This is a genomic window from Amycolatopsis sp. NPDC058278 (assembly GCF_042881395.1).
GTDB lineage: Bacteria > Actinomycetota > Actinomycetes > Mycobacteriales > Pseudonocardiaceae > Amycolatopsis.
In genome coordinates this window covers 1-24,905 of record NZ_JBHVXZ010000039.1, presented here as the reverse complement: position 1 = coordinate 24,905, position 24,905 = coordinate 1, and the positions used below count along the sequence as shown (strand labels likewise).

26 protein-coding genes are annotated in these 24,905 nt (G+C 72.2%); 6 read left to right on the top strand and 20 right to left on the bottom strand.

Going from position 1 to position 24,905, the window contains the following annotated elements:
* Positions 1-24: 24 nt before the first annotated feature.
* Entirely contained in the window at positions 25-534 is a 510-nt protein-coding gene (locus ACFVYA_RS21395; protein ID WP_387047281.1) for a CGNR zinc finger domain-containing protein, read from the top strand.
* On the opposite strand, the gene ACFVYA_RS21390 is transcribed toward ACFVYA_RS21395, so the two are convergent.
* From ACFVYA_RS21390 to ACFVYA_RS21380, 3 genes are read right to left on the bottom strand one after another with little or no spacing between them, the layout of a single operon-like run.
* Complete coding sequence (locus ACFVYA_RS21390; protein WP_387047279.1) at positions 531-2,528, bottom strand: DUF1707 domain-containing protein; 1,998 nt, start codon at positions 2,526-2,528, stop codon at positions 531-533. The two genes, ACFVYA_RS21395 and ACFVYA_RS21390, sit on opposite strands and share 4 nt — an antisense overlap.
* A gap of 30 nt (positions 2,529-2,558) precedes the next feature.
* Entirely contained in the window at positions 2,559-3,299 is a 741-nt protein-coding gene (locus ACFVYA_RS21385) for a class I SAM-dependent DNA methyltransferase (protein WP_387047278.1), read from the bottom strand.
* A gap of 3 nt (positions 3,300-3,302) precedes the next feature.
* A complete protein-coding gene (locus tag ACFVYA_RS21380; RefSeq protein ID WP_387047276.1) occupies positions 3,303-3,878 on the bottom strand; it encodes a dihydrofolate reductase family protein in 576 nt (191 codons plus the stop codon).
* A 112-nt stretch (positions 3,879-3,990) separates the two neighbouring features.
* On the opposite strand from ACFVYA_RS21380, the gene ACFVYA_RS21375 reads away from it, so the two are divergent.
* A complete protein-coding gene (locus ACFVYA_RS21375) occupies positions 3,991-4,767 on the top strand; it encodes an SGNH/GDSL hydrolase family protein (RefSeq protein ID WP_387047275.1) in 777 nt (258 codons plus the stop codon).
* Here the strand turns inward: ACFVYA_RS21375 and ACFVYA_RS21370 are convergent.
* The 6 genes from ACFVYA_RS21370 to ACFVYA_RS21345 all read right to left on the bottom strand — a co-directional run bounded on the left by ACFVYA_RS21370 (position 4,747) and on the right by ACFVYA_RS21345 (position 8,762).
* Positions 4,747-5,352 (bottom strand): TetR/AcrR family transcriptional regulator, encoded by a 606-nt coding sequence (locus ACFVYA_RS21370; protein WP_387047274.1) that lies wholly within the window; start codon positions 5,350-5,352, stop codon positions 4,747-4,749. The two genes, ACFVYA_RS21375 and ACFVYA_RS21370, sit on opposite strands and share 21 nt — an antisense overlap.
* Positions 5,336-5,809 (bottom strand): SRPBCC domain-containing protein, encoded by a 474-nt coding sequence (locus ACFVYA_RS21365; RefSeq protein ID WP_387047272.1) that lies wholly within the window; start codon positions 5,807-5,809, stop codon positions 5,336-5,338. Before ACFVYA_RS21365 ends, ACFVYA_RS21370 begins: the two co-directional genes overlap by 17 nt.
* Complete coding sequence (locus ACFVYA_RS21360) at positions 5,806-6,126, bottom strand: metalloregulator ArsR/SmtB family transcription factor (RefSeq protein ID WP_387047270.1); 321 nt, start codon at positions 6,124-6,126, stop codon at positions 5,806-5,808. Before ACFVYA_RS21360 ends, ACFVYA_RS21365 begins: the two co-directional genes overlap by 4 nt.
* The gene (locus ACFVYA_RS21355) at positions 6,126-6,512 is read right to left on the bottom strand and encodes a VOC family protein (RefSeq protein WP_387047267.1); all 387 of its coding nucleotides are present in this window, start codon (positions 6,510-6,512) and stop codon (positions 6,126-6,128) included. The genes ACFVYA_RS21360 and ACFVYA_RS21355 overlap by 1 nt, the downstream gene beginning before the upstream one ends.
* A gap of 26 nt (positions 6,513-6,538) precedes the next feature.
* Positions 6,539-8,062, bottom strand: a complete 1,524-nt coding sequence (locus ACFVYA_RS21350) for an FAD-dependent monooxygenase (RefSeq protein WP_387047265.1) — start codon at positions 8,060-8,062, stop codon at positions 6,539-6,541.
* A 76-nt stretch (positions 8,063-8,138) separates the two neighbouring features.
* Positions 8,139-8,762: a TetR family transcriptional regulator gene (locus ACFVYA_RS21345; RefSeq protein ID WP_387047262.1), complete on the bottom strand. Its 624-nt coding sequence runs from the start codon at positions 8,760-8,762 to the stop codon at positions 8,139-8,141.
* Between the two features lie 243 nt (positions 8,763-9,005).
* Here ACFVYA_RS21345 and ACFVYA_RS21340 point away from each other — a divergent pair, with 243 nt between their 5' ends.
* A complete protein-coding gene (locus ACFVYA_RS21340; RefSeq protein ID WP_387047260.1) occupies positions 9,006-10,343 on the top strand; it encodes an MFS transporter in 1,338 nt (445 codons plus the stop codon).
* A 108-nt stretch (positions 10,344-10,451) separates the two neighbouring features.
* Here ACFVYA_RS21340 and ACFVYA_RS21335 read toward each other — a convergent pair whose 3' ends face one another.
* The 7 genes from ACFVYA_RS21335 to ACFVYA_RS21305 form a co-directional block, all read right to left on the bottom strand.
* Complete coding sequence (locus ACFVYA_RS21335; RefSeq protein WP_387047372.1) at positions 10,452-11,804, bottom strand: SPFH domain-containing protein; 1,353 nt, start codon at positions 11,802-11,804, stop codon at positions 10,452-10,454.
* Between the two features lie 88 nt (positions 11,805-11,892).
* Positions 11,893-12,381 carry an SPFH domain-containing protein gene (locus ACFVYA_RS21330; RefSeq protein ID WP_387047258.1) on the bottom strand — a complete coding sequence of 163 codons (489 nt, stop codon included), beginning with the start codon at positions 12,379-12,381 and terminating at the stop codon, positions 11,893-11,895.
* Positions 12,378-12,812, bottom strand: coding sequence for an NfeD family protein (locus ACFVYA_RS21325; protein ID WP_387047256.1), 435 nt, complete (start codon positions 12,810-12,812; stop codon positions 12,378-12,380). The genes ACFVYA_RS21330 and ACFVYA_RS21325 overlap by 4 nt, the downstream gene beginning before the upstream one ends.
* Before the next feature lie 84 nt (positions 12,813-12,896).
* On the bottom strand, positions 12,897-13,709 hold the full coding sequence (locus ACFVYA_RS21320) for a DUF3097 domain-containing protein (RefSeq protein ID WP_387047254.1): 813 nt from the start codon (positions 13,707-13,709) through the stop codon (positions 12,897-12,899).
* A gap of 50 nt (positions 13,710-13,759) precedes the next feature.
* Entirely contained in the window at positions 13,760-14,671 is a 912-nt protein-coding gene (locus ACFVYA_RS21315) for an aminoglycoside phosphotransferase family protein (protein ID WP_387047252.1), read from the bottom strand.
* Positions 14,656-15,453: an SCO1664 family protein gene (locus ACFVYA_RS21310; RefSeq protein WP_387047250.1), complete on the bottom strand. Its 798-nt coding sequence runs from the start codon at positions 15,451-15,453 to the stop codon at positions 14,656-14,658. Before ACFVYA_RS21310 ends, ACFVYA_RS21315 begins: the two co-directional genes overlap by 16 nt.
* Before the next feature lie 2 nt (positions 15,454-15,455).
* Positions 15,456-16,034 carry a DUF3090 domain-containing protein gene (locus ACFVYA_RS21305; protein WP_285991732.1) on the bottom strand — a complete coding sequence of 193 codons (579 nt, stop codon included), beginning with the start codon at positions 16,032-16,034 and terminating at the stop codon, positions 15,456-15,458.
* Positions 16,035-16,111: 77 nt separating this feature from the next.
* On the opposite strand from ACFVYA_RS21305, the gene ACFVYA_RS21300 reads away from it, so the two are divergent.
* From ACFVYA_RS21300 to ACFVYA_RS21290, 3 genes are read left to right on the top strand one after another with little or no spacing between them, the layout of a single operon-like run.
* On the top strand, positions 16,112-18,031 hold the full coding sequence (locus ACFVYA_RS21300; protein WP_387047248.1) for a prolyl oligopeptidase family serine peptidase: 1,920 nt from the start codon (positions 16,112-16,114) through the stop codon (positions 18,029-18,031).
* The gene (locus ACFVYA_RS21295; RefSeq protein WP_387047246.1) at positions 18,028-18,927 is read left to right on the top strand and encodes an LD-carboxypeptidase; all 900 of its coding nucleotides are present in this window, start codon (positions 18,028-18,030) and stop codon (positions 18,925-18,927) included. The genes ACFVYA_RS21300 and ACFVYA_RS21295 overlap by 4 nt, the downstream gene beginning before the upstream one ends.
* A complete protein-coding gene (locus ACFVYA_RS21290; RefSeq protein WP_387047244.1) occupies positions 18,924-19,334 on the top strand; it encodes a TIGR03668 family PPOX class F420-dependent oxidoreductase in 411 nt (136 codons plus the stop codon). The genes ACFVYA_RS21295 and ACFVYA_RS21290 overlap by 4 nt, the downstream gene beginning before the upstream one ends.
* Before the next feature lie 390 nt (positions 19,335-19,724).
* On the opposite strand, the gene mptB is transcribed toward ACFVYA_RS21290, so the two are convergent.
* The 4 genes from mptB to ACFVYA_RS21270 are packed head-to-tail and all read right to left on the bottom strand — an operon-like array spanning position 19,725 to position 24,800.
* A complete protein-coding gene (gene mptB, locus ACFVYA_RS21285; protein ID WP_387047242.1) occupies positions 19,725-21,260 on the bottom strand; it encodes a polyprenol phosphomannose-dependent alpha 1,6 mannosyltransferase MptB in 1,536 nt (511 codons plus the stop codon).
* A 47-nt stretch (positions 21,261-21,307) separates the two neighbouring features.
* On the bottom strand, positions 21,308-22,960 hold the full coding sequence (gene nikE / locus ACFVYA_RS21280) for a nickel ABC transporter ATP-binding protein NikE (RefSeq protein ID WP_387047240.1): 1,653 nt from the start codon (positions 22,958-22,960) through the stop codon (positions 21,308-21,310).
* Positions 22,957-23,853, bottom strand: coding sequence for an ABC transporter permease (locus ACFVYA_RS21275; protein ID WP_285991725.1), 897 nt, complete (start codon positions 23,851-23,853; stop codon positions 22,957-22,959). Before ACFVYA_RS21275 ends, nikE begins: the two co-directional genes overlap by 4 nt.
* Positions 23,850-24,800, bottom strand: coding sequence for an ABC transporter permease (locus ACFVYA_RS21270; RefSeq protein WP_387047237.1), 951 nt, complete (start codon positions 24,798-24,800; stop codon positions 23,850-23,852). Before ACFVYA_RS21270 ends, ACFVYA_RS21275 begins: the two co-directional genes overlap by 4 nt.
* Positions 24,801-24,905 lie beyond the last annotated feature (105 nt).

Genomic DNA, 24,905 nt, shown 5'->3' with positions numbered 1-24,905 from the left:
CCCCGATCGTGCTGTAATGACTCAGTGCACTTCAACCCTTACGGCGGCCCGGCGGCGCTGGTCGCCGCCGACCTGGTCAACGCCGGCTCCGCGAGCGAGCTCCTCGACGGAATGGTCCGCAACGGCATGGCCATCCAGGCCTTGACCGACGGCGAAGCGGCCCTGATCGGCGCGTGGGCCGGCCGGTTGCGGCCGGTGTTCGCCGCGGACGTCGTCGACCGCCCGAAGCTGGTCAACGAACTGCTGGCCGAAGCGGCGTGCCGCCCGTACATCACCACCCACGACGGCAAACCACCCCACCTGCACTACTCGGCGGAGGACGCCGGTCCGGTCGGCCGGGTCCGCGCGTACACCGCGGGCGGCCTGGCCCACCTGGTGTGCGAGGCTCCCGACCGCCTGGGCATCTGCAGCCGCGAAGGCTGCGAAACGGCGTACGTCGACACCTCGCGCAACGGCCGTCGCCGGTTCTGCTCGACCCGGTGTGCCACGCGCGTCCACGTGGCCGAGCACCGGGCCCGGCAGGTCAGCGCCTAGGGAAGCCGGCGAACAGCCGCCGCGCAGGAGTCGTCCGACAGCCCCAGGAGCAGGGTCCGGTCCGGGAGGGCGACCGCGCCCAGGATCTTTCCCCAGAGATCGGACCGGAACGGCAGTTCGGCGCCGTCCCGCAGATCCCACACCATCGTGTTGCCCGGATCCCAGTCGCAGGCGACCACGACCGGGGCGCCGTCCGGCAGTGTCGTGCACACCAGCGCTTCTTTCGCTTGGACCAGGCCGGAAATGGTATGGAGCAGGGTCCGGCGAGCCAGGTCCCAGACGCGGATCGTCTTGTCCTGGCCCGCGGACACGGCGACCGGGGTTCCGTCGGCGAGGACCGTGGTGTCGATCGCGTTGACCGGGTGGGTGTGGCCGGCGAGCCGGAAGCACGGCTTCCCGTTCGTCAGGTTCACCACCCGGAGGAGGTTGTGCCCCCAATCGGAGACGACGGCGACCGGCGTGCCATCGGGGAGGAGCACCGGGGCCAGCTGGTCGAAGGTGGTGGTCCCCAGACGGAGGTTGTGCCGCCTCTTGTGGTCGCGCAGGTCCCAGGTCTGGATCGCGTCGCGGCCGTTGTGGACGACCGCCACCGGGGTGCCGTCGGCCAGCGACAGGCACCGCACCGCCTCCGGGTCCGGGGCCAGTCCCGGCAGGGTGCCGCGCGGTGAACCGTCCCGCAGGTCCCACACCCGAGCGGTCCGGTCCGGGCTGATCGTCACCGCGATCGGGACGCCGTCCGGCAGAACCATCGCCGCGATGCCCACCACGTCGTGGGTGTGGCCGTCGAGCGTGTGCCGCCACGAGTCGTCGGTCAGGTCCCACACCCGGGCCGTGTTGTCCCGGCCGCCGGTGATCGCCACCGGGGTGCCGTCGGGCAGGACCAGTGCCGTCACCGACAGGAGGTCGCCTTTGTGCCGGCCCAGCACCCGCTCGCGCGGCGTCCACTCGGAAGGGTCAACGTCGACCCACGTCACCCGGCTGGGATACGGCTCGGCCATCGGCTGAAACGAGGTTTCGGCTCGGGGAGCGCTTTCCGCGGCCATCGCCGCCGTCATCGTGCGCTTGGCGTACACGAGGGTCCCGACGAACACTATCGCCGACACCGAGGCCACCGCGATGGCCGGTGCGGTCAGGCCCGCCATCGCCAGGACGATCACGAGGCCGATCATGGGGAACACGCTGAAGCCCGCGATCTTGGCCCTGGTCATACCGGCCTCGAACGACGGTGGCTGCGGCGCAGGCAGGTCGACGGGCGGTGCGGGCGGCAGGGAAGCCAGCGGTTCCGGCGCCGGCTCGGGCAGGTCCGCGACCAGCCGCGTCAGCTCGTTGCGCAGCCGCGCCGCGTACACCGCGCGCACCCGCTCGTCGAACTCCGGCAGGTCGAGCACCCCGGCTTCGACGGCGTCGTGCAGCCGGGCGACCACGGCTTCCCGGTCGGCGTGGGAGGCCCGCGGGAAGCGGGCCGGCCCCGCACCGGCGGGGAGGTCGGCCACCAGCGCGGCCAGCTGCGCGTCGGTGGCCGCCCGCCGGACCGCGGCCACGCGGTCGTGCTGTTCGGCCGGATCCAGCAGGCCGCCGGCGACCGCGGCCTCGATGCGCGCGATGGCCTGATCGCGCTCGATGTGACTGGCTTTGGCGTCCAGGTTGCCGACGACGGCGTCGATGTCGGCGTACGTGACGGCCCGGTTCAGCAGTTCCTCGGCGTCGGCGTAGGCGCGTGCTTGCAGGCGCCCGTCGGTCAGGGCGTCGGCCAGCCGGACCAGTGCTTGTTCCCGGTCGGCGGCGGAGATCCGCAGTCCCGGGCCGGTCCGGCCGGAACCATCGGGCAGATCGGCGACGGCCGGCGTCAGGTCCTTCCGCACCCGGGCGGCCTGGACCACCACCAGCCGCCGTTCGTACTCGGCCAGGTCGAGCCGGCCTTCGCGCAATGCTGTCTGCAGTGTGCGGGTGGCCGCCGCGCGGGCCTGGTCACCGATTCGGACTTCCCCAGTCATCGCGGGAGAATAGCGACCCGTCCCGGAGGATCATCGGTTGGTTCCTCCGGCGTAAGGCTTTCTCGCGCGCCAGGCGAAGACCGTCGGCGTGGGCGCGCCGCCTTCGGCGAACCGCTCGAACACCAGGCCCGCGTCGAGCACCGCGCCCAGCAGCGCGGGCAGCGGCAGGTGGGTGGCCCCGACCTTGTCCCGCAGGCCCTGATCGGTCCACGACTCCATCGTCCAGCCGGGTTCCCGGTAGCCGGGCCGGATGACGACGGCGCGGCCGTCGGTGCGGTCGGCGAAGCCGCCGCAGAAGCACGGGTGCACGCCGACGTGCACGAACACCCCGCCCGGCGCCAGCACGCGGGCGGCTTCGCGCAGCACCGCGGGGTAGGCGGGCATGTCGGTGTGGACCATGATCGCGACGACGGCGGGCAGCACCCCGGTGGCGACCGGCAGCACCGTGGCATCACCCCGCGCGACCGGCGGCCGCGCGGCCGCGTGCCGCAGCATCCCGGCGGAGAGGTCGACGCCGAGCGGGGTGCGGCCGAGCTCCCGGATGCGCCCGGCGTGGGCACCGGTGCCGCAGCCCAGCTCGAGACACGGTCCCGTGCCCGGCCCGAGCAGCTCCCGCAGGGTGGGCCCGAACTCCAGCGGGTCCGCCCGCCAGCTGGGGACGAGGGTGGTTTCGTACCAGTCGGCGATCGCGTCGTAGTCGGTCACCCTTCCCGTGTACCGGGCCGCGGCGGCGCGGTACACGGATTCCGCGCCCGGCGGAACTCCCGGCACCGGTCAACCGTGCCGGGTCGGCCGGTAGGTCAGCACCTGCGTGTGGCCGTCGAAGGTCCGGGCCTCGAGCAGCTCGAGGTCGAAGTCGTCCACGCCGTCGAAGACCCGGGTCACGCCGGTCTTGCCGGAGAGCACCGGGAACACCGTCACCTCGACGGCGTCGACCAGGCCGGCGTTCAGCAGCGCCCGGTTGAGCGTCAGGCTCCCGTGGGAGCGCAGGGGCACGTCCGATCCGGCCTTGAGGCGCCTGACGACCTCGACCGGGTCGCCGGGCTCGATCGTCGTGCCCGGCCAGTCGAGCGGCTCGGTCAGCCGGCTGGAGAGCACCGTCACCGGGGAGCCGAACATGCGCGTGATCCACTCGTCGAACCGGCTGCGGTCGAAGCCCGCGCTGAGCAAGGGCGCGTTCGACGCGTAGGTCCTGGCCCCGAGCACCATGCGCGGGGGGTCGCGGTAGGCGGCGGCGCGGTGGGCCAGGAATTCGGGGCCCTGCTTGCCCCAGTAGCCGCCCCAGTCGCCGCTGTGGTTGGCGTAGCCGTCGAGCGTGGAGAAGATGTCGAAGGTGTAGGTGGCGGTCATGGTGGGTCTCCTCGGGGGAAGCGGTTTGCCCTTTTACTCCTGCTACGAACACCACGGCCGCGATCCGACAGGCCTTCGGAATTTTCTTCCGGGGCTTGCCTACACTGGACACATGAGCAAGCGCTTAGTGGCCCTGGGGGACTCGTTCACCGAAGGCGTCGGTGACGACGATCCCGCCGCTCCGAACGGGGTGCGTGGCTGGGCCGACCGCGTCGCCGAGCAGCTCGCCGTGCGCGAGCCCGAGTTCCGCTACGCCAACCTCGCCATCCGCGGCAAGCTGATGCCGCAGATCCTCGGCGAGCAGCTCGAGCCCGCGCTGGCCATGGACCCCGATCTGGTCACCCTCTACGCCGGCGGCAACGACCTGATGCGGCCCAAGGTCGACATCGACGGGCTGATGGCCGACTACGAAGCGGCCGTCGCGAAGATCCGGGCGACCGGTGCCCGCCTGGTGCTGTTCACCGGCGTCGACGGCGTCGAGGACGCGCTGTTCCGCAGGATGCGCGGCCGGGTCGCCATCTACAACGAGTTCGTCCGCGCGATCGCCGCTCGCCACGGCGCGCTGCTGGTGGACATGTGGGCCATGCGGCAGCTGCGCGACCGGCGGCTGTGGGCACCGGACCGCCTGCACCTCAACGCCTGGGGCCACACCGAAGTCGCCATCGCCGTGCTGGCCGCCCTCGGTGTCGAACACCCGCTGGCCGCGACCGAGCTGGGTCCGCGCGAGGTGCTGAGCCCGGCCGCGCGCCGCAGCCAGAACCTCAAGTGGGCCCAGGAGCACGCGCTGCCGTGGGTGCGACGCCGGCTGCGGGGCGAGTCCTCCGGCGACACGCTCACCGCGAAGCGCCCGGTGCTCGCGCCGGTGGGCTCAGCGCCGCTCCCCCGCTGACGGGCGGAGACCGTCGAAGAGGATGTCCACCGCCCGGCCGCGCAGGGTCGTGTCCGGGCCGGCGTACTCGGCGGCCCGCGCGACCCCGATGATCACCGGGATCAGCTCGCCGACGACCAGGTCGTCGCGGACCGCGCCCGCCCGCTGCGCGCGCGAAAGCAGCACACCGAGGGCCGCCAGCAGCCGCGCGCCGATGTCGGACTTCGCCACCGGGACCGTGACCCCGGCCGCGGTGAGGGCTTCGAAGTAGGCGCTCTTCGCGCTCGACATCTCGACCCAGCTGGCGAGGAACCTGAAGAACGCGGTGCCCGGCTCGGCGGACTCCGCGGCCACCGCCGTCTCGGCCTCGTCGACGAACCGGCTCAGCCGGGCGAAGAGCACCGCTTCGAGCAGCGCCTCCTTCGTCGGGAAGTGCCGGAACACCGTGCCGATGCCGACGCCGGCGACGCGCGCGACCTCCTCGGTCGGCGCCCCGGTGCCCTTCGCCGCGAAGACGCTCTCGGCCGCTTCCAGCACGCGAGCCCGGTTGCGCCGGGCGTCGGCGCGCAGCGGTTTCGACTCGGCGGGGTCAGCGGCGGGGTTCACCAGCCGATCGTAACGGGGCCGGATCGGGCAGCGTGTCCAGCAACCGCGCCAGCGCCCGCGGCACGTGCGAGCGCCAGCCGCCGCCCATGATCCGGCGCGAGACGCGCTGGAACTCGTCGTCCGGGTCGAACCCTTCGTGGCTGAGGAACAGCCGGGTGCCGCTGCCCTCCGGTTCGAGCCGCCAGGTGACCGTCCACTGCGGACCCCAGCGGATGCTGAGCTTGCGCTCGGGCTCGACTTCCAGGACCTCGCACGCCACCGGGCCACCGGCGAACCCGGCCGCGGGCACCGGCTCGGCCAGCAGCTCGAAGCGGTGCCCCACCACGGGCTTGATGTCGTTGGGCATGTTCAGCCAGCGCTCGAGGAGGTCCGGCTCGGTCAGGGCGCGCCACACCTTGCGAGCCGGGTGGGCGAGGAACTGGTCGACGTGGATCGCGGTCGGGTCGTCGTCGGTCACAGGTCGTCCCCTTCGTCCAGCAGGTCGCGCAGGTTGGCGAGCTTGGTGCGCCAGAAGCGCTCGTACGGCGTCAGCCAGTCCGCGACCTCTTCCAGCGGCGCCGCGTCGAGGCGGTAGACGCGGTGGCGGCCCTGGCGCTGCTCGGTGACCAGGCCCGCCTCCCGAAGCACCCGCAGGTGTTCCGAGAGGCTGGGCCGGGCCATCTCGAACCGTTCCGCGATCGAGCCGGCGGCCATCGGACCCTCGAGCAGCAGCCGGAGCACTTCGCGCCGCGCCGGGCTGGCCAGCGCGGCGAAGACGTCGTCGTTGACCGGCATCAGCGCGGCACGGCGCCGAAGTCCGAGGGCTCGAGCAGGCCGATCGTGTGACCGTCGAGGTCGGTGAACGACGTCGCCCGGCCCCACGGCTGCGACCGCGGCTCGGCGACCTCGACCCCGGCCGCCCGCAGCGCGGCGACGTCGGAGTCGACGTCGGTGGTCTGCAGCTGGAAGTGCCGCGGCCCCGGTTCGATGCCGGTGACCTGCTGGTCGGTCAGGACCACGCCGGTCTTCGCCCCTTTCGGCGCGACCATCACGAACCGGCCGCCCTCGGGTGTGCGACGGTCGACGAGCGCCTCGAAGCCGAGCTTGCCCACGTAGAAGTCCCGCGCGCGGGCGTGGTCGGCAACGGGCAGGGTCAGGAACTGCACGTGGGTGATCGTCATGCCGCCGACAATAGGTAGGAGATCTCCTACGCGTCAAGCGGGTGGCCGAACCACCGTTCGAGGGCGGTGCGGAGGGCCTTGCGTTCCGTTTCGTCCGGGTCCGTCGCGCCGGTCGCCCAGGCGACGTAGCCGTCGGGCCGGACGAGCAGCGCGGTCGCGTCGCCCGGGGCCCGGCCGGGAACGAGGTCGACGCGGTCGGTCCAGCCGCGCAGCTCGTCGCCGAGCGAGCCGGTGAAGTCCAGCAGCAGCGGCCGGGCCGTCCGGGTCAGCTCGGCGAGCCGGGTCCCGTCGGCCAGGACGAGGTCCGGCGCCCAGCGGCCGTCCAGCGGGTGGTCGGTGGCCGGCTCGTACCGGACGTCGGCGCCGGACATGAGGTCCGCGATGTGCTGCACCGTGCCGGGCAGCCGCAGCAGCTCGCCGAACAGCTCGCGCAGCGCGGTGACCTCGAGACCCGGCGCGACCAGCGCGGACTGCGCCTGCGTCTGCATGACGACGCGCTCGGCGATCGGACGGCGTTCGCTCTCGTAGGTGTCGAGCAGGCCCGCCGGCGCCCAGCCGTGCAGCGTCGCGGCGAGCTTCCAGCCGAGGCCGGCGGCGTCCTGCAGGCCGAGGTTGAGCCCGGGGCCGCCGATCGCGGAGTGGACGTGGGCGGCGTCGCCGACCAGCAGGACACGCCCTTCGCGGAACTTCGCGGCCAGCCGCGTGTTGCGCCCGCGCAGCCGGCGCAGCAGGTGCGGCCCGTCGCCGGTCGGCGGCTCGACCGGCAGCGCGAACCCGAGGACCCGCTCGATGCTCGCGCGCAGCTCGTCGAGGGTCATCGGCGGCTCATCGCCGGACTCTTCGCCGTCGGCCAGCTCCATGGTGCTGATCAACGGTCCGGCGGGGAACGGCGCGTAGACGAACAGGCCGGTTCCGGTGCGGTAGTGGAAGAACGGCGGGATGACGCCGTGACCGGGCACGCGCAGGCCGCCGGACTCCGTGTCGGCGAACTCGGCGGGGACGGTGCCGTTCGCGGTGTAGGAGAGCGTGCGGTCTTCGGTGACGCCGGGGAAGTCGATGCCAGCGAGCTTGCGGGTGATGCTGCGGCCGCCGTCGGCGCCGACGTGGTACCGGGTCCGAAGCCGGTAGGGCCCTTCGGGACCGGTGACGTCGAGGGTGACCGCGTCGGCGTCCTGGGTGAGCCCGGTGAGCTCGTGCCCCCGGCGGACCTCGACCCCGAGTTCGGCGGCGCGTTCGTTGAGCATCGCTTCGACGCGCCGCTGCGGCACGCCGAGGATGTTCAGCGGGTTCGGGTCGGTGAGCGTGAGGTCGAGCCGCATCGCGCCGAAGACGAACGCCGGTGCGGGCGGCCCGATCGGGCCCGCCAGCCGGTCGTGCAGGCCGCGGCGGTCGAGGAGGCGGACGACCTGGCCGACGAGACCGTTGGCGCGGTTTTCCGTGGTCGGCTCGGGCAGCCGCTCCAGGACCAGCGGGCGGATCCCGGCGAGGGCGAGTTCGCAGGCGAGCATGAGACCGTTGGGACCGGCTCCGGCGATGACGACGTCTTCCATGGCGAAACTCCTTGCGGTGGCGGGAAAATGGGCATGGCGAAGCAGCCCGGCGTGCGGGCGCTCTTCGGATGGGGGGCTAGCGGGGTTCGGGCAGGCCGGCGGCGAGCCGGCCGAAGACGTCCCGCAGGACCTCTTCGAGTGACGGCCGCGGTTCGGCGACGAGCCACTGCTGGGTGACGACGTTGAGCGCCGCCCCGACGACGCCCGCGACGAGCCGCGGGTAGACGTCCCGGGTGGCGTCGGTGCCGGTGCGTTCGGCGACGGCGAGCGCGAACTCGGCTTCGGCCGCGGCGCCGGCCTTCTGGAACTCGCCTTGCAGGGCGGGTTCGGCGACCATCAGCCGCAGCCCTTCCACCCACGCCGGGGTGGCGCCCTGCCCGTCGGGCACCGGTTCGCCGAGCGCGAACCCGTCGAGCGCGGCCTGGGTGACGGCGTCCCAGATCGGTTTACCGGCCGGCTGTTCGCGCAGCGCGGCGGCAATGGCGCGCGCCCGGTCGTGGTGGCGGGCGACGATGGCTTCGCCCTTGCTGCCGAAGTAGTTGCTGAAGGTCCGCGTGGACACCCCGGCTTCGGCGGCGATGTCTTCGATCCGCACGTTGTCGAAGCCGCGTTCGACGGTCAGCCGGATCGCCGCCCAGCTCAGCGCGATGCGCGTTTGCTGCTTCTTGCGATCACGAAGCCCGGCGCGGTCGGCGTCCATGACTTCACAGTACAGAAATTTGCCGAATCTGCAAAGTTGCTCAGTCGGCAAGTTTGGTCGCCGGGCTGCCGGCGAGGAAAGCTTCGTAGCGGGCGTGCCCCGGCCACCGGCGCAGCTCGCCGTCGCGCGTCCGATTTTTCCGGCGCTCCGTCACCGACCGGACGAGAAACGCGTCATCGATCGCCGAAACCGTTGACGCGCGTCACACTGTTGTGTGACATCGGTCACCGGAGGTGTTGCGAGATGGTTCTGGGAGACAACAGCGTCACTCACAAGGTGGCGTCAGGCAGCAAAGTGCAAGTACGGCGGGCAGCGTTGGCGAGCGCGGTCGGCACGACCATCGAGTGGTACGACTTCTTCCTCTACAACACCGCGGCGGCCCTGGTCTTCCCGCACCTGTTCTTCCCCGCTTCGAGCGCCTACGCCGGCGCCATGCAGTCGTTCGCCACCTACGCGGTCGGGTTCGCCGCGCGGCCGGTCGGGGCCGCCGTCTTCGGGCACTGGGGTGACCGGATCGGGCGGAAGGCGACGCTGATCGTCACGCTGCTGCTGATGGGCATCTCCTCCGGCGTCGTCGGGATGCTGCCCGGGACGTCGGCGATCGGGGTCGCCGCGCCGCTGATCCTGGTGCTGCTGCGGCTGGTGCAGGGCATCGCCATCGGCGGCGAGTGGAGCGGCTCGGTGCTGCTCGCCATGGAGTGGGGGGACCAGCGCAAACGGGGGCTGCTCGGCAGTTTCGCGCAGATCGGCGTCCCGGTCGGGCTGGTGCTGGGTACCGGCGGGATGACGCTGCTGTCGGCGACGCTCTCCCCCGAGGCGTTCGACTCCTGGGGCTGGCGGATCCCGTTCCTGCTCAGCCTGGTGCTCGTCGGGGTCGGCCTGGTGATCCGGCTGAAGATCCTCGAGACGCCGATGTTCGCGAAGCTCGTCGAGAACCGGCAGACCGCGCGTACGCCGGTGCTCGACGCGATCCGGCACCACTGGCGGGAAATCCTGCTCTCGGCCGGTGTCCGGTTCAGCGAGCAGATGCCCTTCTACCTGTTCACCAGCTACGTGCTGATCTACGTCGTGTCGCGGCACGAGTTCAGCAAGACCTTCGTGCTCAACGCGGTCCTCGTCGGGGCCGCGTGCGAGCTGGCGCTGATTCCGCTGTTCTCGACGCTGTCGGACACCTTCGGCCGCAAACGGGTCTACCTGTGCGGGACGGTGCTGACCGGGGTGATCGCGTTCCCGTACTTCACCATCCTGGCGCACGGCAGCCACGCGCTGGTGTTCGTCGCGGTCGTCGTGTCCTTCGTCCCGCACGCACTCCAGTACGGACCGCAGGCGGCGTTGATCGGCGAAAGCTTCCCGACGCACCTGCGCTACGGCGGCGCGGGGCTCGGCTACCAGCTGGCGTCGGTGTTCGCGGGCGGGCCGGCGCCGCTGCTGGCGACGTGGCTGCTGCACACGACCGGGACGCCGTACGCGATCTCCGGCTACATCATCCTGTCCGCGGTGGTCACGGTGCTGTGCGTGATCTTCCTGAAGGACCGCTCGAAGGCCGACATCGACGACGCGAGCATCTACCAGCGCACCTGACCGGACGACACGCGTGCCCAGGCGGACGACACGCGTACCTGGATGGACGACACACGTGGCGAGGGGCCTCCCACCGCACTCGGTGGGAGGCCCCTCGTCGGGTGAACTTCAGCGGCGCGGGCCGCCGAACGGGGGCTGCTGCGGGAAGGGGCCGGTGCCCGGGTTCTGCTGGGGGCCGCCGCCGAACTGGCCCGGCGGCGGGGCCTGCGGGGGCGGGCCCTGGTACTGGCCGCCCGGGGGCGGACCGGCCGGGGCCTGCGGCTGCGGCAGCGCGGGCTGGCCACCCTGAGGCGTCGGGGGCTGGGAGCTCGAAGGCGGCTGCGGGGCGGGCGTGACCTCCGTGCCGCGGTCCTCGTCGGCGGCGGGCTCAAGCTGCTGGGCCGGGCGCGGGATCGACGGCCGCGCGGGCGGCGACGAGGGCGCCCCGATGGCCGGGACCTCCTTGCGCGCCACCGCTTCCGCGGCCGCGACGGCCTCGGCGACCTTCGGGTCGCTCTTGGTTTCGAACCAGCTGGAGACCTCTTCGTCCTCGAGGTCGGGCTTGGCCGGGACGTCGTCTTCCTTCGCCGGCTCGTACCGGAACACACCGTCGTCGCCGGGGGCACCGAGCGCGCGGGCGAAGCCTTCGAGGGCCTTGCCGTAGTCGCTGGGGATCATCCAGACCTTGTTCGCGTCGCCCTGCGCCATCTGCGGCAGCGTCTGCAGGTACTGGTAGGCCAGTACCTCCGGCGTCGGGCGGCCGGCCTTGATCGCGGCGAACACCTTTTCGATCGCCTTCGCCTGGCCCTGCGCCTGCAGGTAGCGCGCGGCGCGCTCACCCTGGGCCCGCAGGATCCGGGACTGCCGCTCGGCCTCGGCGGCCAGGATGGTCGCCTGGCGGGCACCTTCGGCGGAGAGGATCTGGCTCTGCTTCTGGCCTTCCGCGGTCTTGATGGCGGACTCGCGCTGACCTTCCGCGGTGAGGATCATGGCGCGCTTTTCCCGGTCCGCGCGCATCTGCTTCTCCATCGAGTCCTGGATGGAGGGCGGCGGGTCGATCGCCTTGAGCTCGACGCGGCCCACGCGGATGCCCCACCGGCCGGTCGCCTCGTCCAGCACCCCGCGCAGCTGGGTGTTGATGGAGTCGCGGGAGGTCAGGGTCTGCTCGAGGCTCATGCCACCGACCACGTTGCGGAGCGTGGTGGTGGCCAACTGCTCGACACCGACGATGTAGTTGGAGATCTCGTACACCGCGGCGCGCGAGTCGGTGACCTGGAAGTACACGACCGTGTCGATCGACACCGTCAGGTTGTCCTCGGTGATGACCGGCTGGGGCGGGAACGAGACGACCTGCTCGCGCAGGTCGATCCGGGCGCGCACCTTGTCCAGGAACGGCACGAGGATGTTGAGGCCGGGCGAGGCGACCGTGCGGAACCGGCCGAGCCGCTCGATCACGGCCGACTGCGCCTGCGGCACCACCATGACCGCCTTGGCTATCGTGATGATCACGAGCAAGACCAAGGCGATGACCAGGCCGATCGCGAATCCGGTCAAGAGTATTTCCCCTTACCTAGTACCATTCTTGCGCGGTTGACGGCGTTGTGGGTGCCGCGGGCGGGCTCACCGTGAGCTGCAGCTCCTTGGTGGTGATGCCCCAGCGGCCGGTGGTGTCGTGCAGGACTGTCCACACTGTACGGTGCAGGTCCCCGGGCGCGGTGACGGCGCGCTCGGCCGTGGTCAGGCCGGCTTCCTGCCGCAGCGCGGTGCGGGTCAGCTGTTCGATCGCGAGCGCCGGGGCGGAGATTTCGTAGGTGGCCAGGCGCGGGTCGGTGATCGCGAAGACGACCTCGAAGCCGATGAGGACCTCGTGCCCGTCGCCGGCTTCGACCGGGCGGGGCGGGGCCGAGAGGATCTGGTCACGGAGGTCGAGGCGGGCGCGGACCCGGTCGGCGAACGGGAGCACGAAGTGGCGGCCGGGGCCGAGCACGCTGCGGAACTGCCCGCCGCGTTCGAGCACCGCGGCGTGGCCCTCGCCGACGATGACGAGTCCGAGGCTCACGGTTCGTCCGACACGACGGCGGTGGCGCCGGAGATCTCGACGACCGTGACCGAGGTGCCGGGCGCGATGGGCGGGAGGTGCGCCGACATGCTGCGCGCCGACCAGACGTCGCCGGCCAGCTTCACCTGACCCGTTTCGGAGTCCACTGTGGACACGACAACCGCGCGGGCGCCGATCAGGGCGTCGATGCCGGTGTGGTGGGTCGGCCCGGAGAGGAAGCGCCGCTTGAGCGCGGGGCGGACCAGCAGGAGCATGCCGACGGAGGCGACGGCGAACACGGCGACGTCGATGACCAGGTTCCCGGTGAGGACCTCGGCACCGGCGCCGAACAGCGCGGCGACCCCCAGCATGATCAGCACGAAGTCGCCGGAGACGACTTCGGCGATCATCAGGGCGATCCCGACGATCAACCAGACCAGAGCCCAAGTCATGGCTTCATGCTCTCAGATCGCGCCGGTTCGCACCGGCGCAGTGACGGGACGTAACCTTCGCGTGACCTTGGACAATTCGGACATTCAGCCCTCTTCCGCCGGTTCGGTGACGAAGTCGATGAGCCGTTCCACCGCCCCGATGAGCGGGGTCTCGAGGTCGCGGAAACTGCTCACCCCGCTCAGGACACGCTGCCAGCCTTCGTAAGGTTGCCCCCAGCCGAGCGCGTCGCAGATGCCCTGCTTCCACTCGATGCCGCGCGGGATCTTGGGCCACGCCTCGATGCCGACCGCGGCGGGGCGCACCGCTTCCCAGACGTCGATGTAGGGGTGGCCGGTGACCAGCACGTTCTCGTCGTGGACGGCCTCGACGAGCCGCGATTCCTTGCTGCCGGGCACGAGGTGGTCGACCAGGACGCCGAGGCGGCGGCCGGGGCCGGTGCCGAACTCGGCGATGCGTTCGGCGAGCACGTCGACGCCGTCGAGCGGTTCGACGACGACGCCTTCGACGCGCAGGTCGTGCCCCCAGACGCGCTCGACGAGCTCGGCGTCGTGCTTGCCTTCGACCCAGATGCGGGAGTCGCGGGCCACGCGGGCCTGCAGGCCCTGCACCTTCACCGACCCGGACGCGGAGACCTGCTTGGCCGGCGCTTTCACCGTCTTGACCGGCACCAGCGTGACCGGTTTGCCTTCGAGGAGAAAGCCGGCGGGGGCGAGCGGGAAGACGCGGTGGCGGCCCTTGGCGTCCTCGAGCACGACGTTCCCGTACTCGATTTTCACCACCGCGCCGCAGTAGCCGCTGGCCGGGTCTTCGACCACGAGACCGCGCTCGGCGGGAACCTCCGGCACCTTCTTGCGGCGCCGGCCGGCGAGCACGTCGTCATAGGAATGGGAGCGCACGAGCAGGGAACCTACTGGCGGCAGCACCCCGGACGGGTCATGCCACGCCGTCAGCGGGCCAGTTCCAGGACCGCGTCGGTGAACGGTGTCCGCTCGCCCCGGCGTAGCGGCGCGAGCGCGACCAGCGGGGCCATGGCGACGCACCAGGCGCGCACGCGCTCGGCGTCGAAGTCCGCGACGTGGGGGGCGAGGGCGGCGATCCCGTCGTCGATGGTGCCGCCGGCGGCCATCGGGACGTAGACGAAGTCGACGGCGTCGAGGGACGGGTCGCCGAGGCCGGGTCGCGGGTCGATGGCCACGATGCCGCGTTCCGGCCCGGCGTCGAGGACGTTGGCGGGGTGCAGGTCACCGTGGATCAGCGTGACCGGCCCGCTGGTGGCCAGTGCCATGGCGCGCTCGCGCCCCTTGGCCAGCACGCCGGCGCTCAGGTGTGCAGCGGCCGGGGACTCGCGACGACGGCGTTCGGAGAGGTTGAAGATGAACTCGATGCCCTCGGCCAGGCGCCGGAACGCGCGCTCGACCCCGCTTGGATCGACTCCGCTTGGATCAACAGAGTGCAGCTGGTCGAGCAGCTCGCCGAGCTCGGCCCACGGCACGTCGCGCCCCGACAGCTCGGTGCCCGGGACGAGGCCTTCGAGCAGGATCGCGTTGGTGTCGAGGTCGGCGTCGAGGACCTGGACGACGCGGGAGCAGCCGGCCCAGGCGCGCAGCCCGGTGAACTCCAGCCGGGCGACTTCCGGATCGGGGGTCAGCTTGAGGACCCGCAGGTCGCCGCCGGGGCCGGTGCACAGCAGGGTGCGGCCGGTGTTGCCGGGCCGCGCCTCGCGGACGGTCAGCCCCCACTCGGCGGTCAGGCGCGCGACCAGGTCCGGGAGGGCGTCGCACCACGGCTCGGCCAGTTCCGCGCCGAAGCGGTCGACGAGCCGGGCCCGGGCCGGGTCGTCGATCAGAAGAGGGGCCACGGGATGGCGCGCCAGTCGTCACCGGGCTCGGGGAAGAGGCCCTCGGCGAGCAGGACGTCGGTGCGGTCGGCCAGGGCCCGGATCTCGAACTTGGTGATGTGCTCCGACAGGGTCTTGCCGAGGCCGCCGTCGATTTCGGAGCGCAGCTTGCGCAGCTTCTCGACCGTGTCCGGTGGCAGCGGCTCGCCGATCCAGCCCCACAGGACGGTCCGCAGCTTGGGGTCGGTGTGCAGGCAGATGCCGTGGTCGACGCCGTAGACGTGGCCGTCGACGCCGGGCAGGAGGTGCCCGCCCTTGCGGTCGGTGTTGTTCACCACGATGTCGAGCACGGCGAGGTCGCGCAGCCCGGGGTGGTTCGCGTGGGCGAGCACCGCGGGTTCGCCGAGCCGGTCGTGGGCGTGCAGCACCGGGCGCCAGCCGTCGGGGACGTCGTCGGGCGGCAGGACTTCGACCAGGTCGTCCTCGGTGGTTTCCACCCACAGCTGGACCATGCCGGGGCCGAACGGGCCGTCGCGCAGCACGGTCGGCGGGATCGCGCCGATGCCGGCGGCGTCGGCGATGATCGCGGTGGCGACCTCGCGCCCGGCGAGGGTGCCGTCGGGGAAGTCCCACAGCGGCCGCTCCCCCGACACCGGCTTGTAGACGACCCGGCCGGTGACGCCGTCGAGCTCGATGGCGCAGAAGAGGGTGACGTTGGAGGCGTCGACCAGCCGGCCTTCGACGTCGATTCGGCCGTGGGTGACGAGTTCGCGGGACGCGGGGTCGGCCGGGGCAGTCGCCATGGTCAGTCTTCTTCGCCCGCGTCGGTTTCGCGCCGGTAGCCGTTCTGCCGGGGGCAGATGTGCCCGGTGGGGTCGAGCGGCTCCGCGCAGAGCGGGCACGGCTTGCGGCCGGCGTTGACGACGCGGTCGGCCCGCTCGGCGAAGGCGCGCGCGGCGGCCGGGGTGAGGAAGACGCGGACGGCGTCCGGGCCCTCCTCGGTGTCGTCGAGCACGACCGTTTCGTCGACCTCGCCCTCGGTGATGGCGAGCAGTTCGATGACGACCGCGCTGCTGTCGGCGTCCCAGCCGAGGCCCATGGTGCCGACGCGGAACTCCTCCTCGACCGGCACCGTGAGCGGGTCGAGGTCGACGAGGTCTTCGGGGGCGTCGTCGGGGACGTCGGCGCCGAACCGGCTGGCCACCTCCTCCAGCAGTGAGCTCAGGCGTTCCGCGAGGACGACGACCTGCTGTTTTTCGATGGTGACGCTGATGGTGCGCACGTCCTCCGACGCCTGGAGGTAGAACGTGCGATCGCCGGGCTCGCCGACGGTGCCGGCGACGAACCGATCCGGCTGGCGGAAGACGTGGATTACGCGAGACATAGCACTGACGACCCTAGGCCACCGGCGCATGATCGGCATCCGCCGCCCCACCGTTCGCGGGCCGCTAGCCTCGGGGGGTGTCTCGGATCTCCCCGTGCGGAACCTGGTCTTCGCCCATCACCGCCGCCGAAGTGGCCGCCGCCGGTGGCGGCCCGCAGTGGCTCGACGTCGTCGGGAACGAGGTGTGGTGGGCCGAGGCGCGACCGGCTGAACAGGGCCGGGTCGCGCTGGTCCGGGCGGTGCCGGGCGGTACCGAGGACGTGCTGCCGGCCCCGTGGAACGTCCGCAACCGGCTGCACGAGTACGGCGGGCGGCCGTGGGCGGCCGCCGGGGATTCCGTGGTCTTCACGCACTGGGCCGATCAGCGCGTGTACGCGCAGAGCGAAATCGGCGTGGTGGCGCTCACGCCCTCCCCCGCGGAGCCGCAGAGCGCCCGCTACGGCGATCTGCGGGCCGGGCGACCGGGTGAGGTGTGGGCGGTCCGGGAGCGCGGCACCGGGCCGCGGCCCACCGACGTCGAACGGGAACTCGTCGCGATCGCCGTGGACGGCGGCGGCGAGCGGGTGCTGGCCGCGAGCCACCGGTTCCTGACCGTGCCGAAGCTGTCGCCGGACGGGCGGCACGCGGCCTGGTTCGGCTGGGACCACCCGCTGATGCCGTGGGACGGCACCGAGCTGTGCGTGGCCGAGGTGGCCGCGGACGGCTCGTTCGGGCCGCACCGGGTGCTGGCGGGCGGCGCAGACGTCTCGGTGTGCCAGGTCGAGTGGGAGACGCCGGCCGCGCTGCTGGCGCTCATGGACCCCGGCGGCTGGTGGAACCTGCACCGGATCGGCCTGGACGGCTCGGTGGTGAACCTCGCGCCGGTGGAGCAGGAGCTCGGCGGGCCGCTGTGGAAGGCGGGGTCGCGGTGGTTCGCGCCGCTGGGCGGCGGGCGGCACGCGGTGCTTTCCTCGGGCCGGCTGGTGGTGCTCGACGAGGCGGACGGCACCGTGGCGCCGGTGGCCGATGAGCTGACGGCCTGGTCTTCGACGGGACTGGCGGTGTCCGGCGACACGGTCGCCGGCGTCGCGGGCGGGCCGGCTCGGGAGTCCGCCGTCGTGCGGGTTTCCCTCGACGGCTCGGTGACGGACCTGACGCCGCAGCCGGAGCTGCCTTCGGCGTTCCTGCCGGTGCCCCAGGAGCGGGTGTTCAGCACGCCGGACGGCGAGACCGTGCCGGTGGTGCTGTACCCGCCGCGGAACCCGGACTTCGCGGCACCCGACGGTGAACGGCCGCCGCTGCTGGTGCACGTCCACGGCGGCCCCACCGGGCAGCACCTCGCCGAGCTGGACCTGGAGATCGCCTACTTCACCAGCCGCGGCATCGGCGTGGCGGCGGTGAACTACGGCGGGTCGACGGGGTTCGGGCGCGCCTACCGCGAGCGGCTGCGGGAGCAGTGGGGCGTGGTGGACGTCGCCGACTGCGTCGCGGTGGCCGAAGCGCTGGTGGCGGCCGGGCTGGCCGACGGTGACCGGCTGGGGATCCGCGGCGGAAGCGCGGGCGGGTTCACCGCGGCGGCGTCGCTGACGACGACGAAGACCTACCGGGCGGGCACGGTGATGTACCCGGTGCTGGACCTGGCCGGGTGGACCGGGACCGAGGGCGACACGCACGACTTCGAGTCGCGGTACCTGGACGGGCTCGTCGGGCCGCTGCCGGAAACGCGGCAGCGGTACGTCGAACGTTCCCCGCTGGCGAACGTCGGGGGGCTGGCCGGGCCGGTGCTGTTCCAGCAGGGGCTGGACGACCGGATCTGCCCGCCGGAGCAGGCCGACCGGTTCGTGGCCAAGCTGGCCGGGCGTGGGATCCCGTACGCCTACCAGCGGTTCGCCGGCGAGCAGCACGGCTTCCGGCAGGCGGCGACGATCGTGGCGGCGCTGGAGGCGGAATTGTCGTTCTACGGTCAGGTGTTCGGCTTCGAGACGCCGGGTGTGGCGCGGCTGGAGCTGTCGCGGTGAGGCCGCCGCGGCTGCGGGCCGGGGACACGGTGGCGCTGGTGGCGCCGGCCGGGCCGGTGCCGGCGGACCTGCTGGAGAAGGCGCTGCCGGTGCTGCGCGGCTGGGGCGTCGAGGTGCGGGTCGGCCCGTGCGTGCGGGCCGACCCGGGCTCGCCGCCGTACCTCTCCGGTGCCGACGCCGCACGCGCGGCGGAGTTCACCGAGGCGTGGCTGGATCCCGGGGTGCGGTGCGTGCTGGCGGCGCGGGGTGGTTACGGCGTGCAGCGGATGCTGGACCTGGTCGACTGGCCGGCGCTGCGGGCGGCGGGCCCGAAGGTGCTGGCCGGGTCGTCGGACATCACGGCGTTGCACCGCGCGGTGGACGCCCACCTGGGACTGTCCACTTTGTTCTCCCCGATGCCGGCCAGCGTGCTGTTCGACGACTTCGCGGTCGAACACCTGCGGCGTTCGCTGTTCGAACCGGAGCGGACGCTGGTGGTGCGCGGCGGGTCGCCGTTGGTGCCGGGCCGGGCGTCGGGGGTGTCGGCGGGCGGGAACCTGTCGCTGCTGGCGGCGGGGATCGGGACGCCGGAGCACGGGTCGGCGCGCGACGCGATCGTGCTGCTGGAGGACGTGACGGAGAGCGTGTACCGGCTGGACCGGATGCTGACGCAGCTGCTGCGCAGCGGCTGGTTCGCCGGGGTGCGCGGCATCGTCCTGGGTTCGTGGGCGGCGTGCGGGAACCCTGCGGACGTGCGGGCGCTGGTGCTGGACCGGCTGGGGCCGTTGGGGGTGCCGCTGGTGGAGGAGTTCGGGTTCGGGCACGTGGCGTCGTCGCCGACGTTGCCGCTGGGGGTACCGGTGACGCTGGACGCGGACCTGGGGACGCTGACGTTCGACTCCCCCGCGTTGACGTGAAGCTCACGTCGACGGAGGCCCGGGACCGGTTCGCCGCGGCACGGGTGGCGCGGCTGGCGACGGCCTCGGCTGAGGGGGTGCCGCACCTGGTGCCGGTGACGTTCGCGGTGCGCGGTGACACGGTGGTGTTCGCGGTGGACCACAAGCCGAAGTCTTCGGTGGCGTTGCGGCGGCTGCGCAACATCGCGGAGAACCCGGCGGTGTGCTTCCTGGCCGACGGTTACGCCGAGGACTGGACGCAGCTGTGGTGGGCGCGGGCGGACGGGGTGGCGCGGGTGGAGCCGCCGGGGGCTGAGCCGGTGGCGTGGCTGGTGGCCAAGTACGAGCAGTACGCCGAGCGCCCGCCGGAGCACGCTGTGGTGGTCACGGACGTGCACACGTGGACCGGCTGGACCGGAATCGCCTGAATCCGGTGGCTCCGGGCCGGCGGGCGTGCCATCGTCCCGGCATGTCCTCCGAAGAGCGGGAGCACGCCGGCCGCTACTACGGCGTGCAGCGCAGGAGATGGCGCGCAGCCGCCCGGCTTGGAGTTCCTACAAAGTCGTGCGACGTGTCGCCAGGTGATGATGCAGGTGGCGAGCTTCGTGGATGTCGTCGGGGCGTTCTCAGCGGATGCGCAGGCGTTTCATGCCGTGGTACTACGCGATGGTGCGCTCAACCACTCACCTGACCGTGCCCGGCCCGGAGCCATGGGCCTGCCCACGGCGGGCGATGGGCCTCGGACCGCTTTTGGGCCACGCCTCGCAGGGCGAACATGTGAGGATCGGAAGACCCCGAAGATCGTTCTGTCAGGAGCCTTAGTCGCGGAGGAACTTCTCCGGGCGGCGCCAGGCGTCGATGACGCCCAGCGGGTCCGGGCGCAGGAGCGACGCCGCCGAGTACAGGCTCGCCACCACCACCAGCGCGATGAACCACCAGTCGTACAGGGCCTGCTCGCCCGTCGGGTAGTAGACCAGCGTCACGAACACCGACACCGCCACCACGAGCGCCAAGTGGCGAGGCTGCCACTTGAACGCCGAGAGCAGTACGAAGCCCCAGGTCAGGTACCACGGCAGGGTCGGCGGCATGAGGATCGCCACCGCGAGCAGCGAGATCCCGGCCCGGTAGACCGCCTCCGTGCCGCCGCCGCGGGCGAGCCACCACTGGCGGACGCCGAAGGCGATCAGCAGGAGCATGCCCGCCGCGCGGGCGACCGTCACGAACGGCGAGACCTGGACGTCCACGATCAGGTGGACCAGGTTGTAGAACACCTCGCCGATGCCGGTGGGGATGTTCAGCCAGTTCGCGATGAGCTGGGGCGCCTTGAGCCCGGACCACCAGCCGAGGTTGAGCGAACCCAGGGAGATCCACGTGCCCGCGACGAACACCGGCAGGAACAGGCCCATCGAGGCCGCGCCGGCGCGCAGGAAGTTGCGGACCTTCGACTCGCCCGTGAGGTGGTTGGCCCACATCCAGACGATGAACGGCAGCGCGATCGCGGCGGTGGGCTTGATCAGCATGCCGATCGTGACCAGGACGACCGCGAGCACGTGCTTGCGCTCGAGGGCGGCGAGGACGCCGATGGTGAGGAACGCGAGCATCATCAAGTCGTTGTGCGGGCCGCCGAAGAGGTGGATGACCATCATCGGGCTGGCCACCGCGAGCCACAGCGCGACCGGGAGCTTGCCGCCGAGGTGCTTGACCAGCCGCGGCAGCGCCCACAGCGTGCCGGCCAGGCCGACCAGCAGCACGAGGCGCATGAGGATGACACCGAGGATCATGTTGTCGCCGCTGGTGGCGACGACGCCCTTGGAGATCAGCAGGAACAGCGGGCCGTACGGGGCCGGGGTGGTCTGCCAGAGCGGGTGGACGTTCTGCACGACGTTCGGCAGCACGTCGAGCTCGGCGGGGCCGTTGGCGTACGGGTCGAGCCCGTAGAGCAGCTGGGCGCCCTGGCCGAGGTAGGAGAAGACGTCGCGGGTGAACAGCGGCGGCGACACCAGCAGCGGCGCCATCCAGCACCCGGCGGCGACCAGGATCGGGCGGCTGCCGATGCGGCCGGCGAGGACGTAGCGGCCGAGCCGGACCCACGCCCAGACGACCATGCCGAAGCCGGTGTAGAGGACGGCGTTGGCGAGCATGCGCCCGTGGCCGTAGCGGACCCACGAGAGCGGGCCGTGGCCGAGCACGGGGTCGGAGATCAGGATGCCGCCGGCGCCGAGGGCGGCGATCATCAGCAGGGTGCTGCCGACGGTGCCCATCGCGATCGTGCGGTAGGGGAATCGCGAGGGCACGCGGAGCCGCTCGGCCAGGCCGGTCGAGGGCGTCTGTGCGGGGTCGGTGGTGGTCGCCATTTCCGTTCGGAGATTACACACCGCGCTCGTGCGGAGTTCTCGCAGTATCAGGTTTCGACAGTGCGGTGCTGGAGGGTGCCGCCGGGCAGGGCGGCCAGCAGGGACTTCGTGTACTCGTGCCGCGGGTCGAGCAGGACCTGTTCGACGGTCCCGGTTTCGACGAGCTCGCCGCGGTACATCACGGCGACGCGGTCGGCGATGTTCCAGGCCAGGCCCAGGTCGTGGGTGATCACGAGCGCGGCGAGGCCGAGTTCGCGGCGCAGCCGCAGCAGCAGGGCGAGGATTTCGCCGCGGACGGAAGCGTCGAGGGAGGCGACCGGTTCGTCGGCCACCACCACCGACGGCTCGAGCGCCAGCGCCCCGGCGATGACGACGCGCTGGCGTTGGCCGCCGGAGAGCTGGTGCGGCAGCCGGTCGGCGTACTTCTCGGCGGGCCGCAGCTCCGCGGCCTCCAGCGCCCGGTGGACGACGGCCCGCTCGTCGGCGAGCCGGTGGATCCGCGGGCCTTCGGCCACGGCCTCGTACACGGTGTGGGCCGGGTTGAGCGCGCTCGTCGGGTCCTGCAGGATGAGCTGGACCTGCCGGCGGTAGGCCTTGAGCCCGGCCCCGCCGGCCGGGACGGGTTTCCCGGCGTAGCGGACCACGCCGGAATCGGGTTTCTGCAGGCCCAGCAGGGTGCGGGCGAGCGTGGTCTTGCCGGAGCCGGACTGGCCGACCAGGGCGACGATCTCGTCGCGGGACACCGTGAGATCGACGCCGGCGACGGCGTCGATGCGCTTGCCGGTGCGGTCGCGGAAGGACACGCGCAGGTTCTCCGCGGCCAGCAGCGGCTCACCGCCGGGAACGCGGTTCGCCGGTTCGGGCGGCAGCGGGGTGCTGGTGGCCGGGGCGAAGCGGGACACCGGGTCGCCGACGGTGGGGAACGCGGCGGCCAGCGCTCGCGTGTGGTCGTGGCGAGGTGAGCCCATCACCTCGGCGCTGGGGCCTTCCTCGACGATCTGCCCGTCGTACATGACGGCGATGCGTTCGCAGGTGGCGGCGAGCACGGACAGGTCGTGGCTGATCATGATCAGCCCGATGTGCTGTTCGGCGACCAGCTTGGCGAGCAGGGCGAGGACCTGGGCCTGGACGATGACGTCGAGGGCGGTGGTCGGCTCGTCGGCGATGATCAGCCGGGGCGAGCAGGCCAGCGCCATGGCGATCATGACGCGCTGCTTCTGCCCGCCGGACAGCTCGTGGGGGTAGGCACCGGCCCGGCTCGGGGGCAGGTCGACCTGGGTGAGCAGCTCGGCGACGCGGGCGTCGACAGCGGCGTCGGTGAGCGTCTTGCCGGCGGGCGGGTGCAGCCGCAGCGGTTCGGCGATCTGCTCGCCGATCTTGCGGACGGGGTTGAGCGCGTGCATGGCGCCCTGGAACACCACCGACGCCTCGGCCCAGCGGACCGCGCGCAGCCGTCCCCACTTCATGGTGGTGACGTCTTGGCCGTCGAGGAGGATTTCGCCGGTGATCTTCGCCGTGCGCGGCAGCAGCCGCAGCACGCTCATGGCGACGGTGGACTTGCCGGAGCCGGATTCGCCGGCGACGCCGAGGGTGCCGCCGGGGTCGAGGGTGAGGCCGACGCCGCGGACGGCGGGGACTTCGGAGTCCCCCACCGCGTAGGTGACGTTCAGGTCGGTGAGCTGCAGCAGCGGGGTGGTCACTTCTTCAACCTCGGGTTGAACACGGTCTCCAGGCCCCGGCCGACCAGGGTGAAGAAGAGGACGACGAGGACGATGGCGATGCCCGGTGGGAGCACGTTCCACCAGGCGCCGCGGCTGATGGCGCCGTTGTTGAGCGCGTTTTCCAGCACCAGGCCCCAGGTGATGGAGTTGGGGTCGCCGACGCCGAGGAACGACAGGGTCGCGTCGGCGATGACGGCGTTGCCGACGACGAGGGTGGTGTTGGCCAGGACCAGCGGCATCACGCCGGGCAGCACGTGCCGGCCGATGATGTGCAGGTGGCCGCCGCCGAGGGCGTGGGCGCGCTCGATGTAGGGGCGGCTCTCGATGGTCAGCGTCTGGGCGCGGACGAGCCGGGCGGTGCTGGGCCAGGCGGTGAGGCCGATGGCGATGATGATCGTGCCGACGCCCTTGGGCAGCACCGCCGAGAGCGCGATCGCGAGGATCAGGGAGGGCAGCACCAGGAAGAAGTCGGTGAACCGCAGCAGGGTCGCCGACACCCAGCCGCCGAAGTGGGCGGCGGTGATGCCGATCAGGGTGCCGATGACGACCGACAGCAGTGCCGCGGAGAACCCGACGAGCAGGGAGATCCGGGTGCCCCACACGGTCATCAGCAGCACCGAGCGGCCGAAGTTGTCGGTGCCGAGCCAGAAGTCGGCGTTCGGCGGGGACAGCGGTGCCCCGGTGGCCTTGGTGACGTCGAGGCCGGTCTCGTCGCTGATGAGCGGCAGGAGCAGGGCGACGAGCACGGTGGCGCCGAGCAGGACGAGCCCGGTGAGCGCGGCCCGCTGGCCGGCGAACTCGCGCCAGGTCCTCTTCAGCGACGCCCGGCGGCGCGCCCACGTGATCTGCCGGGGTGTCTCGGCGGTGGTCATGAGGTACGCACCCTCGGGTCGAGCACGCGGTAGAGCAGTTCCGCGAGCAGGTTCATCAGCACCACCGCGCCGGCCAGGACGGTGAACACGCCCTGCAGCACCGGCAGGTCGGGTCCGTGCAGGGCGTCGTAGGTCAGTTGGCCCAGGCCGGGCCAGCTGAACACGGCCTCGACGGTGACCGCGCCGGCCAGCACCGAGCCGAACTGCATGAACACCAGCGTGGTGGTGGGCAGCAGGGCGTTGGGGACGGCGTGGCGGCGGCGGACGAGGTCGTCGCGCAGGCCCTTGGCGCGGGCGGTGGTGAGGTAGTCGGCGTTCATCTCCCCCAGCAGCGACGACCGCATGATCAGCATGTACTGGGCGTAGAACACCGCCAGCAGCGTGACGCACGGGAGCACGAGGTGGTGCAGGACGTCGAGGGTCTGGGAGAGGACGTCGGGTGCGGCGTCCGGGGAGTGCATGCCGCGGCTGGGGAACAGGCCGTTGGTCACCACGAGCAGCATCAGGCCGAGCCAGAACTGCGGGACCGACCACAGGGTCAGCGCGAGCCCGGTTTGGCTGCGGTCGAAGAAGCTGTCGCGGCGCCAGGCGGCGCGGATGCCGAGCCACAGCCCGAGGACGACGGCGAGCAGGGTGGCGCTGCCGACGAGCAGGATGGTCGGCCAGAGCCGTTCGCCGATCATGTCGGCGACCGGGCGGCCGTTGTTGAGCAGCCGGGATTCGCCGAGGTCGCCGTGCAGCAGGTTCCAGAAGTAGTTGCCGAACTGGACGAAGACGGGCTTGTCGACGCCCATCTTCTCGCGCAGTTCGGCGATCTGCCGCGGGCTGGTGGGGTGGTCGCGGGTCATCGCCGCGACCGGGTCGCCGGGCAGCATCCGGAAGAGGAAGAAGAACAGCACGATCACCAGCACGATGCTGATCAGCGCTTCGAGGAGCTTCTTGAGCACGAACCGGGCCGTGCCGGTCCCGCCCGGGGGGGGGGGGCCGGGGGGGGGCTCCCCCGCGGGGGGGGGGGGGGGGGGGGTGTGGGGGACGGGGGGCGCGGGGATGAG